This is a genomic window from Pantoea sp. YU22 (assembly GCF_003970755.1).
GTDB classification, from domain to species: domain Bacteria; phylum Pseudomonadota; class Gammaproteobacteria; order Enterobacterales; family Enterobacteriaceae; genus Pantoea; species Pantoea piersonii.
Map to the genome: position 1 here is coordinate 84,760 of NZ_RYDU01000008.1, position 17,494 is coordinate 102,253.

At 59.1% G+C, this 17,494-nt stretch carries 15 protein-coding genes, 1 tRNA gene and 1 pseudogene; 7 read left to right on the forward strand and 10 right to left on the reverse strand.

What is annotated here, in order from left to right; translation table 11 throughout:
- Positions 1-118: 118 nt before the first annotated feature.
- The 6 genes from lsrG to lsrA are packed head-to-tail and all read right to left on the reverse strand — an operon-like array spanning position 119 to position 5,990.
- Positions 119-409 (reverse strand): (4S)-4-hydroxy-5-phosphonooxypentane-2,3-dione isomerase, encoded by a 291-nt coding sequence (lsrG, locus tag EKL29_RS13195; RefSeq protein ID WP_126689914.1) that lies wholly within the window; start codon positions 407-409, stop codon positions 119-121.
- Between the two features lie 15 nt (positions 410-424).
- On the reverse strand, positions 425-1,300 hold the full coding sequence (lsrF, locus tag EKL29_RS13200) for a 3-hydroxy-5-phosphonooxypentane-2,4-dione thiolase (protein WP_126689915.1): 876 nt from the start codon (positions 1,298-1,300) through the stop codon (positions 425-427).
- A gap of 29 nt (positions 1,301-1,329) precedes the next feature.
- Entirely contained in the window at positions 1,330-2,346 is a 1,017-nt protein-coding gene (lsrB, locus tag EKL29_RS13205; RefSeq protein WP_126689977.1) for an autoinducer 2 ABC transporter substrate-binding protein LsrB, read from the reverse strand.
- A gap of 13 nt (positions 2,347-2,359) precedes the next feature.
- A complete protein-coding gene (gene lsrD, locus EKL29_RS13210) occupies positions 2,360-3,382 on the reverse strand; it encodes an autoinducer 2 ABC transporter permease LsrD (RefSeq protein ID WP_126689916.1) in 1,023 nt (340 codons plus the stop codon).
- Positions 3,382-4,446, reverse strand: coding sequence for an autoinducer 2 ABC transporter permease LsrC (gene lsrC, locus EKL29_RS13215; RefSeq protein ID WP_120453416.1), 1,065 nt, complete (start codon positions 4,444-4,446; stop codon positions 3,382-3,384). The genes lsrD and lsrC overlap by 1 nt, the downstream gene beginning before the upstream one ends.
- On the reverse strand, positions 4,446-5,990 hold the full coding sequence (gene lsrA / locus EKL29_RS13220; RefSeq protein ID WP_126689917.1) for an autoinducer 2 ABC transporter ATP-binding protein LsrA: 1,545 nt from the start codon (positions 5,988-5,990) through the stop codon (positions 4,446-4,448). Before lsrA ends, lsrC begins: the two co-directional genes overlap by 1 nt.
- Before the next feature lie 233 nt (positions 5,991-6,223).
- On the opposite strand from lsrA, the gene lsrR reads away from it, so the two are divergent.
- Complete coding sequence (gene lsrR / locus EKL29_RS13225; RefSeq protein WP_240629439.1) at positions 6,224-7,198, forward strand: transcriptional regulator LsrR; 975 nt, start codon at positions 6,224-6,226, stop codon at positions 7,196-7,198.
- Between the two features lie 67 nt (positions 7,199-7,265).
- Positions 7,266-8,855 (forward strand): autoinducer-2 kinase, encoded by a 1,590-nt coding sequence (gene lsrK / locus EKL29_RS13230; protein WP_126689918.1) that lies wholly within the window; start codon positions 7,266-7,268, stop codon positions 8,853-8,855.
- Between the two features lie 20 nt (positions 8,856-8,875).
- On the opposite strand, the pseudogene EKL29_RS23315 reads toward lsrK, so the two are convergent.
- Positions 8,876-9,109, reverse strand: a pseudogene (locus EKL29_RS23315) (LysR family transcriptional regulator); the annotation flags it as partial.
- A 253-nt stretch (positions 9,110-9,362) separates the two neighbouring features.
- Between EKL29_RS23315 and EKL29_RS13240 the strand changes: the two are divergent.
- From EKL29_RS13240 to EKL29_RS13250, 3 genes are all read left to right on the forward strand, one after another.
- Positions 9,363-10,004, forward strand: a complete 642-nt coding sequence (locus EKL29_RS13240) for a TetR family transcriptional regulator (RefSeq protein WP_120453410.1) — start codon at positions 9,363-9,365, stop codon at positions 10,002-10,004.
- Positions 10,005-10,076: 72 nt separating this feature from the next.
- Positions 10,077-11,459, forward strand: coding sequence for a D-arabinono-1,4-lactone oxidase (locus EKL29_RS13245; RefSeq protein ID WP_126689919.1), 1,383 nt, complete (start codon positions 10,077-10,079; stop codon positions 11,457-11,459).
- A gap of 19 nt (positions 11,460-11,478) precedes the next feature.
- Positions 11,479-12,306, forward strand: coding sequence for a glycosyltransferase family 8 protein (locus tag EKL29_RS13250; protein WP_126689920.1), 828 nt, complete (start codon positions 11,479-11,481; stop codon positions 12,304-12,306).
- Between the two features lie 45 nt (positions 12,307-12,351).
- Here the strand turns inward: EKL29_RS13250 and EKL29_RS13255 are convergent, their stop codons facing one another.
- Complete coding sequence (locus tag EKL29_RS13255; RefSeq protein WP_126689921.1) at positions 12,352-13,473, reverse strand: Gfo/Idh/MocA family protein; 1,122 nt, start codon at positions 13,471-13,473, stop codon at positions 12,352-12,354.
- 329 nt (positions 13,474-13,802) lie between these two features.
- Here EKL29_RS13255 and EKL29_RS13260 point away from each other — a divergent pair.
- Positions 13,803-13,878 (forward strand) — tRNA-Asn (locus EKL29_RS13260).
- A gap of 71 nt (positions 13,879-13,949) precedes the next feature.
- Here EKL29_RS13260 and EKL29_RS13265 read toward each other — a convergent pair.
- Positions 13,950-15,161, reverse strand: a complete 1,212-nt coding sequence (locus EKL29_RS13265; RefSeq protein WP_311779020.1) for an MFS transporter — start codon at positions 15,159-15,161, stop codon at positions 13,950-13,952.
- A 269-nt stretch (positions 15,162-15,430) separates the two neighbouring features.
- A complete protein-coding gene (locus EKL29_RS13270) occupies positions 15,431-16,453 on the reverse strand; it encodes an LLM class flavin-dependent oxidoreductase (RefSeq protein ID WP_120453401.1) in 1,023 nt (340 codons plus the stop codon).
- 282 nt (positions 16,454-16,735) lie between these two features.
- On the opposite strand from EKL29_RS13270, the gene EKL29_RS13275 reads away from it, so the two are divergent.
- Entirely contained in the window at positions 16,736-17,494 is a 759-nt protein-coding gene (locus EKL29_RS13275) for a phosphate/phosphite/phosphonate ABC transporter substrate-binding protein (protein WP_126689923.1), read from the forward strand.

The following is a 17,494-nucleotide window of genomic DNA, read 5'->3' on the forward strand; positions in this document are numbered from 1 at the left end:
TTAAAAAGCCCGCTCAGGGAAACCTGAGCGGGCTTTTGGTTTTTTGATGTTGGCTGGGTGTGAATACTCTCATGCTTACGGGCATACATTCTGTTAACAGAGGAAGTAAAAGCTGTCTTTAGGGATAGATCCCTTTAAAACTGGTTTTTTTCCTGGGGCCAGTCATGATTTCCTCCAGCGCCTCGACGCACTTTAGATAATGTGGCGTTTTCTTGTGCGCGGCGACGGCGTCACTATCGGCATAAGCCTCATAGATGTAAAACCTGGTAGGCTCCTGTTTGTCTTGCAGCACATCAAATCGCAGATTGCCTGGTTCTTTAATTGCACCTAAATGGTTTTCGCGAAACACGTTCAGAAACTCATCGACCTTATCGGCTTTGACATTAATTTCTACGAGAGTGACTTCCATAACGCCTCCTCTGGCTCAGCATGTGTGGTCGAGAAACAGCTGGTAGGCATGATCTACGCTGGCGTTGTCGTGCACCACGGCCTGTACCGCTTTCAGCATGGCAATCGGCGATTCGGACTGGAAGATGTTGCGCCCCATATCCACGCCCGACGCCCCCTGATCGATTGCCTGAAAGCACATCTCCAGCGCCTCGCGTTCGGGCAGTTTCTTGCCACCAGCGATAACAATCGGCACCGGGCAGCCTGCGGCGACGCGCTCGAAGCCGCTGTCCACATAGTACGTTTTGATGATGTGCGCCCCCATCTCGGCGGCAATGCGGGTTGCCAATGAGAAGTAACGCTGATCGCGCACCATATCTTTCCCCACGCCGGTCACCGCCATGGTTGGCATGCCGTAGCGGGTGCCTTGATCCACCAGTTGAATAATGTTTTTGATCGACTGATGCTCGTGCTCGCTGCCGATATACACCTGCGCGGCCATGGCTGACACATTCAGGCGCAGCGCGTCTTCAATCGCTACAGCAACCGTTTCATTCGACAGCTCGGTCAGAATCGAGTTACCTCCTGAGGCCCGTAGCACCACAGGTTTATTGACGGCGGCGGGCACCACGCTGCGCAGAATACCGCGCGTACACATCAACACGTCAGTGTATTCAAACAGCGGCGCGATATTGAGATCGATCCGCTCCAGGCCGGTGGTTGGCCCCTGAAAATAGCCGTGGTCGAACGCCAGCATGACGGTGCGCCCGGAGGCCGGATTGAAAATGCGTGCCAGCCGTGACTGCATCCCCCAGTCCAGCGCCCCACTTCCCTTGAGAAAGAACGCGCGGCTGCTTTGCGGCGTACCAATACCAAAATTCTTCCCGTCTTTGATGTCGTCTAGATCAGCCATCTCAAGCTCCCCTTACATTGACGTTAATGTCAAAAATCGTATTTACCGATATTGTCTTTGGTGAACACCACGCGCTCCGGCAGCAGAACAATGCCGTTACCCCTGGCTTCATACTGGTAGCCCTGCACGCTGTTTGGTGAGACGCCAACCTGGCCGATTTTCGGCACATCCAGCTTGTCGCCCACGTTTAGCTCGCCCTTTTTCAGCAGCTGTTCGGCGACATAAACTGAAATCTTGCCCTGCGCGACCACGTCCCACAGGCCGAACTGCTTCACTGTCCCGCGCTCGACATAGGGTCGCATGACGTTTGGTGTGCTAAAGCCGACGATGGCGATATCCTTGCGCCCGAGGTTTTCCGCCGCCTGCGCCGCCGCTGGCAAAGCATTAGCGTCTGGCGCGATGATGGCATCGAGGTCATTCCACGACTTCATAATGCCCTCGGCGGTTTGCAGCGACCTGGTGGCGTCGTTATAGCCATACTGCGTGGTGACGATTTCCCAGCCTGGATGCGCTTTGGCGATGCTGGCTTTTGCCTCTTTCACCCACTGGTTCTGGTCAGTTACCGTGGGGCTGGAGTAAAAAAACGCCACTTTGGCTTTCTCTTTAGTGACCTGGCTGGCAGTCATATCCACCAGCATGGAACCCAGCTGCTGCGGCGTGCCCTGATTGATGTAAATCGAGCGGCAGTCGGGCCTGGTGTCCGAGTCCCAGGTCAGGACTTTCACCCCACGCTGCATGGCGCGTTTCAAGGCCGGGCACAGGCCGTCTGGGGAGACTGCCGCCACGACAATGGCGCCATAACCCTGATTAACGAAGTTGTTGATCATTTGCACCTGCCCCGACACGCTTGGCTCCGTCGGGCCGTCGTAGGTCACATCGACACCCAACTCTTTTCCCGCCGCCATTGCCCCATTGCCGCCGCTGGTGAAGTAACCGACCCCCACCAGTTTCGGGATAAAGGCTATGCGATCGGCCGCCTGTACACTGGCACAAACCAAAGCTAATGCACTGACAGCGAACAGGGTTTTCCACGCGGTTATTTTCATCATTCACTCCACATTATTTCGAGGTCAGAGAAGCAGAAGGCGCAGACCAGCGGCGGTAATAGCGCTGGAAAACACTGCGAAGCAGGCCACGGTTGAGGCTGGCTGAACGGCCAATCACTACCAGAATCAGCAGCGCGCCGGAGAATGCGCTGGAAACCTGACTGGAAATGCCGATCATCTGCAGCCCTTGTTGCAAATAGCCAATCAGCAAGGTCGCCAGCGCCGTGCCGAGCACCGAGCCAGAACCGCCATAAATATTCGCGCCGCCAAGCACTACCGCGGTGATGGCAGGCATGAGTAAGGAGACGCCAAGATCCGAGCGCGCCGAGCCGAAGTAGGATGTCATGACTATTGCCGCCGCTGCCGAGGCCAGCCCGGTCATGCCATAAAGCACGAATAAGGTGCGGCTGACTGGCAGTGCGCCATAGCGCGCCACGCGGGCATTTTGCCCAATCAGGAACACATTGCGGCCGGTGCGCGTGCGGTGCATCAAGCCCCAGAAGAACAGCGTCGCTAAAAGAAAAATCAGCAGCGGCATTGGCAGGCCCAGCAGCACCTGGTTAGCGAAGTCAGTAAAGGCCGCCGGGAAGCCGCCGATGCCTTCAAAGCCTGTCGCGCCTGCCAGCCCGGAGAGGAGCAGCGCGCTGCCGCCAAACAGGTATAACGTGCCAAGGGTGATCACCAGCGGATTCACGCCGGTATAGAGGATCAGCGTGGCATTGAGCAGGCCACAGGCAGTGCCAAGCGCCAGCGTCAGGCCAATCGCCAGCGGCAGAGGCACGCCCGCCTGGCACAGCACGCCGAGCGCAATGGCGCACAGGCCGATGGTTGAACCGAATGAAATATCGATGCCGCCGCTAACAATCACCATTGTCAGCGGCAGCGCCACGATACCTATGGTGATAAAATCGCTGGTGCTGTACAGCAGCGTGTTAACGTCCAGCATGCGCGGGTTGGTAAGGCCGAACAGTAAAATCTCCACCACCAGCAGGGCCAGCAATGCCCCCTCCCAGCCGTAACGCTTCAGATTGTTCATCACAGCACCCCGCTTTTATTGGTGTTCATACGTCGGGAAGTGCGCGTCTCCGACGATTTGGTTTTGGCTCTTGCCACCCCCGCCGCTTTCGGCTGGAAACGGGCGTACTTCTGGCGGCGCAGATTTTTGTCGAGTGCCTGCCGCAAACGCCCGTCAAACACCAGTACCGCCAGCAACACGACGCCCGCGATGAAGTCGTTCCACCACGCGGGCAGGCGTAGCAGCACTAACACGCTGTCGATTTGCGTCAGGAAATAGGCCCCCAGCACCGCGCCAACAAGGCTGCCGGTGCCGCCAAGCAGGCTGATTCCCCCCAGCACGCAGGCAGCAATGGCTTTCATTTCCAGCCCGCTGCCGGTTTGGTTCGGGACAAATCCAATCTGCGACGCGAAGACAATCCCGGCCAGCGCCGCCATCGAGCCATTAATGCCAAAAGCCAGAATACGTATGCGGTTCACCGGCACGCCGAGCTGGCGCGCGCCCTGTAGATTGTCTCCGACGGCGTAAAAGCTGCGGCCAAAAGGCGTGCGCGACAGCACCCAGAACATCACTAACAACAGAACAATCACCAGCAGCCCGAGAGGAGAAATGCCCAGCACCAGCGGCGTAGAAAGAGCTTTTAAGTCAGCAGGTAGCCCCTCAATCCACTTGCCGCCGGTCAGCAGCAGCATCAATCCGCGGTATAAACCCAGAGTGCCGAGGGTGGCGACAATCGCCGGAATACGCAGCCACGTTACCAGCACGCCGTTGAATAAGCCCGCCGCGATCCCTACCGCCAGCGTCGCCAGGCAGGCCAGCGGCAAAGCAAGACCGCTATTGAGCAAGATGCCCAGCGACACGGCGCACAGCCCGGTTATCGACCCCACCGACACGTCAATATTGCGGGTCAGCATCACTAACGTGGCACCCATCGCCAGCAGCATCAGGATCTGCGCACTGCCGAAAATCATCCCCAGCGTCTGGAAGCTAAAGGAGTGGCTGTCCATCGCGCCGAGCAGGCCGAACAACGCGATAATCGCCAGTAGCGCGGTCAGCTCACGGTTATTCTGAATCAGTCTCAGCATCAGGCTTCTCCCTCTAAAGCGTTGACAGGGGCGGGTTGGTGCGCATTGCCGAAGGCGATATGCATGATGCCGTTAACGTTAATATCGCCACCGCGCAGCTCGCCGCTCATCTCCCCCTGATGCATGACAAAGACCCGGTCCGCCAGCTCTTCTATCTCGTCCAGGTCGGAAGAAATCAGCAGCACAGCGACATTTTGTTTCACCACGCTTTGCAGCAGCTGGTAGATGTCGGCGCGGGCGGAAACGTCCACGCCACGGGTTGGCTCATCGACAATCAGCAGCGCGGGGTCAGCTTCAAGACACTTGGCAATCAGCAGTTTTTGTTGATTACCGCCGGACAGCGTGCGGGCGTGCTGGTCGCCGTGAGAATATTTGATGCCAAGCGCGCGGTGGTAGCGCTCGAGCACGGCGGCCTCACGTTTGGGGTTAAGCCACCAGCCGGTGCGGTTAAAGGTCAGCGAAGTGGTGTTCCATGACAGCGACGCGTCAAGATATAAGCCGGAGGCCTGGCGATCTTCGGGCAGGTAGACCAGTCCCTGTTCCAGTCGGGCCAGGGTATTGAGCGAAGTGATATCGCGCCCCGCCAGCCACACCTGCCCGGCCCGGGCGGCGCGCAGGCCATACAGCGTTTCCGCCAACTCGGTGCGCCCGGCCCCCACCACGCCGGCCAGCCCGACGATTTCTCCGGCATTCACCGTCAGGGAAATATCGATAAAGCCTTCGCCGGTGAGATTTTCCACCTGTAGCACTGGCGTACCGGCTGCGCCATTACGGCGCGAACCGGACAGATCCAGCCATAGCTTCTGTTCGGCGGGCAGCGCCGTTTCGGCCGCCTGCGGGGTAATGGCCTGAATCAGCTGGTCGTTATCAAGCTCGCTCAGTGCGCCGCTGAGGGCAATCTTGCCGTCACGCATCACGCTGACGCGGTCGGCAATCTGGCGAATTTCAGGCAGCTTGTGGGAGATAAACACCACGCCGACGCCCTGCGCAGCCAGCTTTTTAACCTGAGTAAACAGCCGCGCGGATTCAGCAGGAGTCAGCGACGCCGTAGGTTCATCAAGGATCAGCAGCCGCGCGTCGCGCATCAGCCCGCGCAGAATCTCTACCAGCTGCTGGTCAGCGACTTCCAGCGTCCCCGCCAGCGCGCCGAGGGGTAAAGTGCAGCCCAACTGGTCAAGACGCTGTTTCAGCTTGTCAGCACTGGCCTGATGGGCGGGCAAACGGAACAAGATGTTCTCCTTTACCGTCAGGCTGGGGAAGAGCATCGGCTCCTGCGGCACCAGATAGATCCCTGCCTGATGGGCCCTGGCGGGCGTCATACCGGTGTGCACTTTACCGTTCAGCCACAGCGTTCCGCTGTCCGCCACCTCGACCCCGGCGATGATTTTCATCAAAGTGGATTTTCCCGCGCCATTGCCTCCCAGCAGCGCGTGGATCTCTCCGCCGTGCAGGGTAAAGTCGATATTTTTAAGTACCGCCACGCCGGAAAAGCCTTTGCTGACACCGGAAACGTGTAATAACGCGTTAAGAGAGTCTGTGTGCATGAAGCGGCCTCTGATTAAAAACACACTCAATGAGCAAATGTATTTATCATTTAATATTGTTCAAAAGCCTAGTTTGCAGCGGTGGATAAAACCTGAACAGCGATCACGGTTTGTTTAATCCCTATATTCTGCGATATGATTCACACGGCAATCCTTCACGATTTGCCATGCCCATCACAGTTAACATCATTTCGTTAACGAACAATTGATCTATATTTTGATAAGTGTTCACTATGAATGACAAAGCAAACCAGTCCAACCTGACTATCCCAATGGAATATGGCATGGGCGAAGAAGAGCTGTTGGCTCGCACCGCGTGGTTCTATTACCACGACGGACTGACCCAAAATGAGATCGGTGACCGGCTGGGGCTGACGCGCCTGAAAGTCTCACGCTTGCTGGAAAAAGGCCGCCAGTCTGGGGTGATCCGCGTGCAGATTAACTCGCGCTTTGAGGGGTGTCTGGCGCTGGAAAACACCTTACTGGATCGCTTTGATTTGCAGCATATCCGCGTGTTACCGCACCTGTCGGAAGGCGTTTTGAGCAGCCGTTTGGGCGTGGGTGCCGCGCATATGCTGATGACCTTGCTCAAGCCCGATCAGCTGCTGGCGGTGGGTTTTGGCGAAACGGCGATGAGCACCCTGCAGCATCTGAGTGGGTTTATCAGCTCGCAGCAGATTCGCATGGTGACGCTGTCCGGCGGCGTCGGGCCTTATATGACCGGCATCGGCCAGCTCGACGCGGCCTGTGGCGTAAGCATTATCCCCGCACCACTGCGGGCCTCGTCCGCCAGCGTCGCGGCGATTTTCCGCCAGGAGCGCAGCGTGCATGACGTGATGCTGGCGGCCTGCGCGGCAGACATTGCCATCGTCGGCATTGGCTCACTGAACCAGAAGCACGACGCGACGATCCTGCGCTCGGGCTATATCAGCGAAGGCGAACAACTGATTTTTGGCCGCAAAGGCGCGGTTGGCGACATTCTCGGCTACTTCATGCAGCGCAACGGCGAGCTGGCGGAGAACATGACGATCCACGACGAGCTGATTGCCGTCTCGCCAGATGATTTAGCCAATATTCCCACCGTGTTGGGCGTCGCCGCCGGGGTGGAAAAAGCCGAGGCGATTATCGCGGCGCTGAAAGGTAAACGAATCAACGCACTGGTTACCGAAGAGAGCACGGCGCAGGCGATGCTGGCGCTACTCGACTAACACGCAAGATGTGTTCTGCGTGGCGACGGTAACGGGTATGGATAAAAACCGTTATGAGAGGCGGACTATGAGCACATCATCTGCAACAAAAAACGATGCTTATTTGATGGCACTGGATGCCGGTACGGGCAGTATCCGCGCGGTGATTTTCAATCTCGAAGGTGAGCAGATAGCCGCGGGACAGGCCGAGTGGATCCATCTGGCGGTGCCGGACGTGCCCGGTTCGATGGAGTTTGATTTGAGCAAGAACTGGCAGTTGGCCTGCCAGTGCATTCGCCAGGCCCTGCATGAAGCACAACTCCCCGCCTCAAGTATTCGCGCCGTCGCCGCCTGTTCAATGCGCGAAGGCATCGTTCTCTATAATAAAGCCGGTGAACCCATCTGGGCCTGCGCCAACGTTGATGCTCGCGCCAGTCGCGAAGTCTCCGAGCTAAAGGAAATTCACGACTTTGAATTCGAGCGCGAAGTGTATGAATGCTCCGGCCAGACGCTGGCGCTAAGCGCCATGCCGCGCCTGCTGTGGCTGGCGCATCATCGCCCGGATATTTATCGTCAGGCCGCCACCGTCACCATGATTAGCGACTGGCTGGCCTTTATGCTGAGTGGCGAGCTGGCGGTAGACCCCTCTAACGCGGGCACCACCGGCATGTTAGACCTCGCCACCCGCAACTGGCGCCCAGAGCTGCTCGACATGGCCGGTCTGCGCGCCGATATGCTCTCTCCAGTAGCCGAAACCGGCACCCGGCTGGGCTCCGTCACAGCCAGAGCAGCAGAAGCCAGCGGTTTACAGGCTGGTACGCCCGTGGGCATGGGCGGCGGCGATGTACAGCTTGGCACGCTGGGGCTGGGCGTGGTGTGCGCCGGGCAGACCGCCGTGCTGGGTGGCACCTTCTGGCAGCAAGTGGTTAACCTGCCAAAGCCCGTCACCGATCCGGAAATGAACATCCGCATCAATCCGCATGTCATCCCCGGCATGGCGCAAGCCGAGTCGATCAGCTTTTTCACCGGCCTGACCATGCGCTGGTTCCGCGACGCCTTCTGCTCCGAAGAAAAGCTGCTCTCCCAGCGTCTGGGGGTCGACACCTACTCGCTGTTGGAGGATATGGCTGCCCGCGTGCCAGTCGGCTCATGGGGCATCACACCGATTTTCTCCGATGCGATGCATTTCAAAACCTGGTATCACGCCGCGCCTTCTTTTATCAATTTGTCGATTGATCCTGAACGCTGCAATAAGCAAACCCTGTTCCGTGCCCTGGAGGAAAACGCCGCGATTGTCTCAGCCTGCAACCTGGACTTGATTGCCGAGTTCTCCGGCGTCCGCGCCAGGTCGCTTGTGTTCGCGGGTGGCGGCTCGAAAGGAAAGTTGTGGTGCCAGATCCTCAGTGACGTGACCGGCATTCCGGTAAAAGTGCCAGTGGTGAAAGAAGCCACTGCCCTGGGCTGCGCGATTGCCGCAGGCGTCGCGGCGGGTGTCTATTCCACCCTCGCCGAAACCGGGGAATCTTTAGTGCATTGGGAGCGAGAGTATCAACCCGACGCGGCGAATCATGAAATTTATCTGCTGCAGAAGAGTAACTGGCAGGCCGTTTACTCGGACCAACTTGGGTTAGTAGACAGGGCGTTAACAACGTCGATGTGGAAAGCACCCGGGTTGTAACAGTTGGCGGCCACGTTGGGCGCTGCGCTGCTGCCGAGGGACAGACCGAGGGTCACTTGCCCGCTGAGCGCCTGACCGGCGCAGTTCAGAGCGCGGCGCGCCTGCTCGCACTGACGTAAAACCGTCTGGGCGTGCATATAAAGAATATTTCCGGCCTCGGTCGGCGTCTTAGTGCGGATTAATCATTGCTGCTCCCCTTCCAGCGTCGCCAGTTACTGACGCAACGCAGGCTGCACGATATGTAAAACAGCTGCCGGTTATTGCCGTTACCGGCAAAGGCGATCCCAGTCAGAGGAGCCAGATTTAAAAAGCCCGCTCAGCGAAACCCGAGCGGGCTTTTGGTTTTTGGGGCAATACTGCGAATAACCCGCCGCGCCAGCATTCTCGCCGGTGTAATAACAGCTCACTCTTTGAAACCCTCGCCTTACCATTTCCCCTGGATCTGCAAATGCCCGGCTGCCGCGCTGTGATACCATAGCGGCTGAATTTTCCTTGTTACTGAACGCTATGTCAGATACCACACCAAAACGAAAAAACGATCCTGAAGGGCTGAAAAAACGCATTATCGCTGGCGCCCTGACGACTTTTGCCGAGTATGGCATGCAGGGCGCGCGTCTGGAGCAGATCGCCGAAAACGCGCAGACCACCAAACGCATGGTGGTTTACCATTTCGGCACCAAAGAGAAGCTCTATATCGAGGTGCTTGAACAGGTCTATCAGGCGATCCGTGAGCATGAGACCGGCCTGAACCTGGCGGCGATGGAGCCTGAGCTGGCGATGAGCAAGCTGGTGGAAGCCAGCTTCGACTACCACGTCTCGCATCCCGATTTTATGCGGCTGGTCTGCACGGAAAACCTGCTGCGCGGCCGCTATATCAGCCAGTCGCCGCGCATCAAGGCGCTGAACCGCAGCGCCCTCGACCTGCTGGACGATATCCTGACGCGCGGCCAGCAGCAGGGCATCTTTATTCGGGAGGTCGAAACCATCGACGTTCACCGCCTGATTAGCAGCATCTGCGTGCATCACGTCTCCAACCGCTACACCTTTAACGCGCTCTTCAGCCCGGATAACAGCGAAGAGGAGAGTATCCGCCGCAATCGACAGCTGGCGGTGACGGCGACGCTGCGTTACATCCGTAAACCGGCTTAAGGGAAGCGACAACGCTGCGATGGGCTACGCTTAACGGACGAAATTCACCGATCTCAACACAGGAATGTAGTCGTGAGCAGAGACGTCGAACGCTATCCCCTTCGCAACACTACCCTCAGCGACCAGGATGAGTCGCTGTGGAACTGGGCGCAAAACGCCCGCATCGGCAGCCGTCGGCAGCTGCATCAACCGCGCAGCGAAGCGGAGCTGCAACAGCTTTTGCGCGGCACGCAGGGCCGCGTGCGCGTGGTGGGCAGTCGTTTGTCGCCAGGCCGTATGCTGGACGTCGGAGAGGATGACGTGCTGGTAGATATCAGCGCCCTTTCCGGTCTGCTGGCACAGGATGAGCAGAGCGTCACCGTGGCGGCGGGCACCACGCTCAACGATCTTTATATCCGGCTGACCGCAATGGATCGCATGCTGGCCGCGTCGCCTGGCGTGATTGCGGTGCAAAAGCTGGCGGCCGCGATGGCGACCGGCACCCACGGCCAGGGCCTGCACCAAAGCTCGCTGGCGGACGAAGCGCTGCGCATTCGCATGGTGCTGGCCGACGGTTCGGTGCGCGAGTTTACGCGCGGCGAGCCTGACTTCCCCGCCGCGCAGGTCACCCTTGGCGCGCTTGGCATTGTCACTGCCGTGACGCTGCGCACCCAGCCCTTCCGCATCTACACCTGTTATAAAAACGCCGTGACGGCGGACAACCTTGAGCAGGATCTGCTGCGCTGGAACGAAGAGTATGCGCTGAGCAAGGCATGGTGGTTCGTCGATGACAATCTGATGCACGTCTGGAACGCCCGCGAAGCAGACGCGCAGGAAACCGCAGAGTGGCAAGCGAACGGCCGCGAAGTGGTGAAGCACGACGATCAAGGCAATGACAGCCTGAACAGCACCATCGACCAGACGCTGGAGCAGATGCATCGCGACACGCAGATCCACGGCAAAGGCGGCAAACAGTTCCGCACCGTCACTCGATTTCGCGACTTTACCGACGTCACCGGTGATATCTACCAGCTATTCTGCCGCGGCATCGCGGTGCCGCAGATCAACGTAGAGATCGGCATCCCGCTGGCGCGTACACCCGCCGCGATCGGCAAAATCAAACGCTGGTACGCCGCTAACCGCCCCCATATGCACTATCCGATTATCCTGCGCTGCACCGGCGCGTCCGAAGCCTGGCTCAGTCCCGCTTACGGCGAGCCAACCTGCTTCTTTGGTTTTGTGGTCTATTACGCCGATGACGGTTCGCTGTCGCAGGACGGCCTGCACTTTCTCACCGAAGTGGAAAAGCTGCTGGCGGAGGAAGGCGGTCGGCCGCACTGGGGCAAATATTACGACGCCGGGCGCTACGTCTGGCGCGAAGTTTATCCGCACTGGGATGATTTCCGCGCGCTGTGCCGCGAACTGGATCCGCAACGCCGCTTCAGCAACCGCTATCTGACCGCGCTTTTTGACTGACTTTTACAGGGAGAGAACCATGAATGCATGGGTAACGCTGCTGACGCAGCCCGATTATCTGGTGGGCGTAAAGACACTGCACCGTTCACTGAAGCAGAGCAACACGCGCTGGCCGCTGGTGGTGATGGCTACCGAGGCGATCCCCCAGGCGGATCGCGCCGCGCTTCAGGCGGAAGGCTGTGTGGTGCAGCAGGTCGAGCCGATCTATCCCAACCGCGAGCTGGAACAGCACTACGCGTCAGCGCAGTTCGGCGAAGTATGGACCAAGCTGCGCGCCTGGCAGCTAACCGCTTATGAGCGCGTGGTGTTTCTTGATGCTGATATGCTGGTGCTGCGCAATATGGATGAGCTGTTCACGCTCGATCTTGGCGACAATCAGCTGGCGGCCTGTCACGCCTGTCGCTGCAACCCTAATCAGATCGCCTCCTATCCCGCCAGCTGGCAGCCGGAAAACTGTCACTATACCTGGCAGGATCGCAACCAGCCCGCGCCCGCGTCGCTGGATAACTACCTGAACGGCGGCTTTCTGGTGCTGAAGCCGGACAACGCCATCTATGAGCAGCTGGCGGGTCGTATTGCGGCGATCGAGGATCTGAAGGCCTACCCGTTCTCCGAACAGGATCTGCTGAACGAGGCGTTCGCTGGCCGCTGGCAGCCGCTTCCCTATATCTACAACGCGCTGAAAACGCTGCCGTTTCAGCACAGTCGGATGTGGAATGCGCGCGAGGTGAAGAACCTGCACTATATTCTGGCGAAGCCGTGGAAGCGCGATTTGCAGCAGCCGGAGAGCGAGCGCGACCGCTACTATGCGCTGGATAAGCTCTGGTGGGAGAAGGCTACGGGTTGAGGAAAATTCTGGCGCGCGGCCTGCCAGACCGCGCGCTTTGATTCGCTACACTTTTTGCCAGCGCCGCTCGGCCGCCGACACCGCAATCGCCTCCAGCACCTTCTGCACCTGCAAACCTTCAGCAAAGTCGGGCCACAGGCGATCGTCCGCCGCAACGCCGTTGATTAAATCCCGAATCTCTACCGTTTTCTGATCGTTAAAACCGATGCCGTGTCCTGCCGAGACGCAGAAGCTGGCATAGTCGGGATGCGCCGGACCGGTCAAAATGGTTTTAAAACCCTGTCGTCCCGCCGGTTCGTCATGCAGATAGAGCGCCAGCTCCGCCATACGCTCCTGGCTGTAGCGCAGCGTGCCCCGGGTGCCGGTAACCACATAGGTCAGCCCCATTTTGCTGCCGCAGGCGATACGCGACGTTTCAATCACACCGTGCGCGCCGTTACGAAAGCGCAGCAGCGCGCTGGCCTGATCTTCATTCTCTACCGGCAGCAGACGGCTGGGATCTTTTGCATCGGGACGGGTTTTGATCACCGTCATCATGTCGCCGCTGACCTCTTCAATCTCACCCACCAGATAGTGCGCCATATTGACGATATGCGCCGCCAGATCGCCCAGCGCGCCGAGGCCCGCCAGCGCCTTCTGACAGTGCCAGTCGAGCGGCGTCTCCGGCTTGGCCAGATAATCTTCGTTGTGGGTGCCGTAGAAATGCACCACCTCGCCGATTTCGCCGCGTGAGATAATCTCTTTCGCCAGCTGGCTGGTCGGGTTCTTCATATAGTTGAAGCCCACCAGCGTTTTTACGCCCGCCGCCCGGGCGGCGTTAACCATCTCTTCTGCATCGGCCACCGACAGCGACAGCGGCTTTTCCGAATAGACATGTTTGCCGTGGCGAATTGCCTCCAGCGCCATCTCTTTATGCAGAAAATTAGGGGCGCAGATATCCACGACGTCAATGGCGGGATCGCGCACCAGCTCACGCCAGTCACCGGTTGAGCGGGCGAAACCAAAGGCGGCGGCCTGCTTTTCCGCCAGCGCCGGATTAACCTCCGCCAGCATTTCCCGCACGATTTCGCCTTTAAGCGCAAAGACCGTCGGCGCCTGCGCATAGGCGATTGCGTGACAGCGTCCGATATAGCCGCTGCCGATCATGCCGATCCTGACTCTGTTCATCGACTGCCCTCTGGTTTCATAATGAGATTTTTGCGGAATATACGTTCCGAAAAATGCGCAGGCAAACGGCAGAGATAAGAAGTGTGAGCCGCTTTGAGATCTTTATCTTACGGAAGAAAAGCGGCGATTAAGAGGAGATAGCCAGCCGCGCAGTGTTAAGCATTTTTTTCATTAAGGCTTTTAAAGAAAAATAATTTTCATCTGGCGCACGCCTTTTCTGCCGGTGGCGGCGCTGCCCCTGATGTTTATTTCAGCAGTTGAACAATTTTGTGAAAAAGGGCTTTGACATGACCGATGCAGGTCGATAATATGCGCCCCGTTCAAACGATTCCTCTGTAGTTCAGTCGGTAGAACGGCGGACTGTTAATCCGTATGTCACTGGTTCGAGTCCAGTCAGAGGAGCCATATTTAGAGAAGCCCGCTCAGGGAAACCTGAGCGGGCTTTTTGCATTCCTCGCCTCAGCAGCCGACAGCGGCTATTCAGTCAGTTTAAGTCTTCTGATCGCCGGCACCAGGCTGGCCGCAAGCGTCGCTGCCAGCACCGCCGCCGCGCAGCTCAACAGCACAGCCTGAGTGCCGAACTGCATCGCCAGCGGCCCGGCGGCCAGCTCTCCCAGCGGAATGGTAATAAAGGAGCCCATCGCGTCATAGGCATAGACACGCGCCAGCCTGTCGCGCGGGATATGGGTTTGCAGCGCCTGCGCCCAGATGACACCGAACTGCCCAAACCCGGTGCCGGCCAGGCAAAACGCGCCCATCAGCCAGCCGGAAGAAGCGCCGCCTGCCAGCAGCAGAATGGGAAAGACACAGAGCGCCACCAGCATCACGCCGGTGAACATTGCGCGCCGCGGCCGCCAGCGCAGCGCGATACCGGAGCCGATAATCAGCCCGACGCTCTGCGCCGCAATCATCATGCCCCAGCGGGTGCGACCAAAAGCGCTGTCGGCGATAACCGGGCCGAGCACCATTACCATGCCGGTAAAGGCGGCGTTGACCACGGCGAACTGCGCCACTACCGCCCAGACCCAGCTTCGGGAGATAAACTCCCGCCAGCCGTCGCGTAAATCCTGCCAGAGCGTGGTTTGCGTTCCTGACGGCTGTGCCTCGGTGCGAACGGAGAAATAGAGCGGCGCGGCGAGCGCGAAGCCCAGCGCATCGACCGCCAGTCCCCAGCCAGCGCCCAGGGTACTGGTGAGGAGACCGCCCAGCGACGCGCCGATAATGGTGCCGGCATAGACGCCCGACTGAATAAAGGCGTTCGCCTGGCGCAGCTTCTGCGTCGGTACGGTTTGCGGCACCAGCGCCGATGAGGCAGGCAGCGCAATGCCCGCTGCCGCGCCGTTCACGGCGCTCAGCATCGCTAAACCAGCGAGGGTCGCTGAGCCGTCCAGCACCAGCCAGGCGACGCCGCTCTGGGAAAGCGCGGCAATCATTGAAGAGATCAGCAGCACCCGATTACGCGAATAACGATCGGCCAGCACGCCGCCAGTCAGCAAAAAAAGCACGTTAAACAGAGAGCGCGCGGCCACCACCACGCCCAGATCGGCGGCGGAACCGCCCATATCGAGCACCGCAAAGGCAAGCGCTACCGGCGCGACGCTGTTGCCCAGCACCGTCAGCGTGCGGGCGAAAAAGAGGTTACGGAAGGGGGCGTAATGAAAGGCATGACGCGGTGCTTTAACCTTCACGGTCAGGCTCCCCGTTGCCTTTTTTTATCCTGATGCGGCTGATAGTTCCTCCTTGCTTCTCGCGGCCATCCATTCAGACAGAGGCGAAATCATAACCGGAGTGGCGCGCGCTGCACAGATGATTCCCGATCAGGAGGCAAGTCTGGTTGTCGCGGAAAGATTAACTTGAGCCGAACCGATAAGAGCGCCTGACAACGCCAGCGGGAGGGAAAAGAGCTGAAGAATAACAATTTATAATAAAAAAGGCGGCCGCAGCCGCCCTCTCATACTTAGCGCCAGCCCAGCTCCGGGGCGACATATTTCAGAATCGCTTCGATAACGTGCGCGTTGTACGCCACGCCAAGCTGGTTCGGCACCGTCAGCAGCAGCGTGTCCGCTTCGGCGATGGCCTCATCCTGCGCCAGCTGTTTAATCAGCGCTTCCGGCTCCGCCGCGTAGCTGCGGCCGAAAATGGCGCGCGTCTTCTCATCAAGGAAACCGACGGAGTCCTGCTCCTGGCCGCTGCGGCCAAAGTAGGCGCGGTCCATATCGTTAACCAGCGCGAAGATGCTGCGGCTGACCGATACGCGCGGCTCACGCGTATGCCCCGCCGCTTTCCAGGCTTCGCGGTAGGCGCGGATCTGTTTCGCCTGCTGAACGTGGAACGGCTCGCCGGTCTCGTCATCTTTCAGCGTGGAGCTTTGCAGGTTCATGCCCATTTTCGCTGCCCACTCCGCCGTCGCGTTAGAGCCAGACCCCCACCAGATGCGCTCACGCAGTCCTTCAGAGAAAGGCTCCAGGCGCAGCAGGCCCGGCGGGTTCGGGAACATCGGCTGCGGGTTGGGCTTAGCGAAACCTTCGCCGCGCAGCACCTCTAAAAATGCTTCAGTATGACGGCGGCCCATATCGGCATCGGTTTCGCCCTCCTGCGGCGCATAGCCGAAGTAGCGGTAGCCTTCTACCACCTGCTCCGGCGAGCCGCGGCTAATGCCGAGCTGAAGGCGCCCGTTAGCGATCAGGTCCGCCGAGCCAGCATCCTCCGCCATATAGAGCGGGTTTTCGTAGCGCATATCGATAACGCCGGTGCCAATCTCAATTTTACTGGTGCGCGCGCCGACCGCCGCCAGCAGCGGGAACGGCGAGCTGAGCTGACGGGCAAAGTGGTGCACGCGGAAGTAAGCGCCGTCTGCGCCCAGCTCTTCAGCGGCGACTGCAAGGTCAATAGACTGCAACAGCACATCCTGCGCAGAGCGGGTGGCGGATTGTGAAGAGGGAGTCCAGTGACCGAAGGATAAGAAGCCAATTTTTTTCATAATTCAGTTCCTTTCGCGGGCAAACTTCGCCGCTGCGTGAGAGATAAGATTCGATGACCAAAGGTTACGACAGCCGCGTCTGTACTGATAGCCAATAGTTTTCAACCGTATCATCAACTTTTTCGACATAAGTCAATTCCTGATAAGCCTTCTCTTTTTCGTCATTCTGGCGCAGGGTTTATCTGCTGCGGCTTGCGCGCCGGATCAGACCGAAAGGGACAAACGTTTTTCACCCAGGCCAGCAGACTCTCACGCCCTCTGACAGACAACAGGAGTGACGGCATGAAACGGCTTTCGTTACCAATGTACGACATTCATCATCCCGACACGCGGGCGTTGACCGGCATTCTGGCGCAGCGCCTGCGGGCGGAGGTTGAGTGGCCTGCGGATCTGCTGGCGCACTGGCGCGCTGACGACCTGCTGCTGAGCCAGACCTGCGGCTATCCGCTGGTGACGATGCTGCCTGACGTGCAGCTGGTCGGCGCGTTTCAGCTCAGCGCGCCGGGGTGTGACGGCGCACGCTACCGTAGCTGGCTGGTTGCGCGTCAGGAGGATGAGGATTGCGCGTTAGCGGATTTTCGCGGCCGCCGTGCGGTGGCGAACAGCGTCGATTCCCACTCCGGCTATAACGCGCTGCGCTATCTTATTGCGCCGCTGGCGCAAGCGGGCCGCTTTTTCAGCTCCACGTTGTTGAGCGGCAGCCATCGCCAGTCGCTGGCGAATCTGCGCGCGGGCAAAGCGGATATCGCGGCGATCGATTGTCTTAGCTGGGCGCTGTTGCGACGCCATGCCCCGCACGAGCTGGCGTCGCTGGCGATTGTCGGCGAAACGCCGCTCTGCCCCGCCCCGCCGCTGATCGCCTCGGCGCAGACTGATGCGCAGACGCTGGCGACGCTGCGCCGCGTACTCACGCAGTTTGCAGAGGAAAAGGCGGCGCGCGCCAGCTTTATCAGTGGATTCACCGTGCCGGAACGCGCTGCCTATAACGAAATAAAACGCTGGGAGGAGCAGGCCGCCGCGCATGGCGTGACCTGCCTGTAA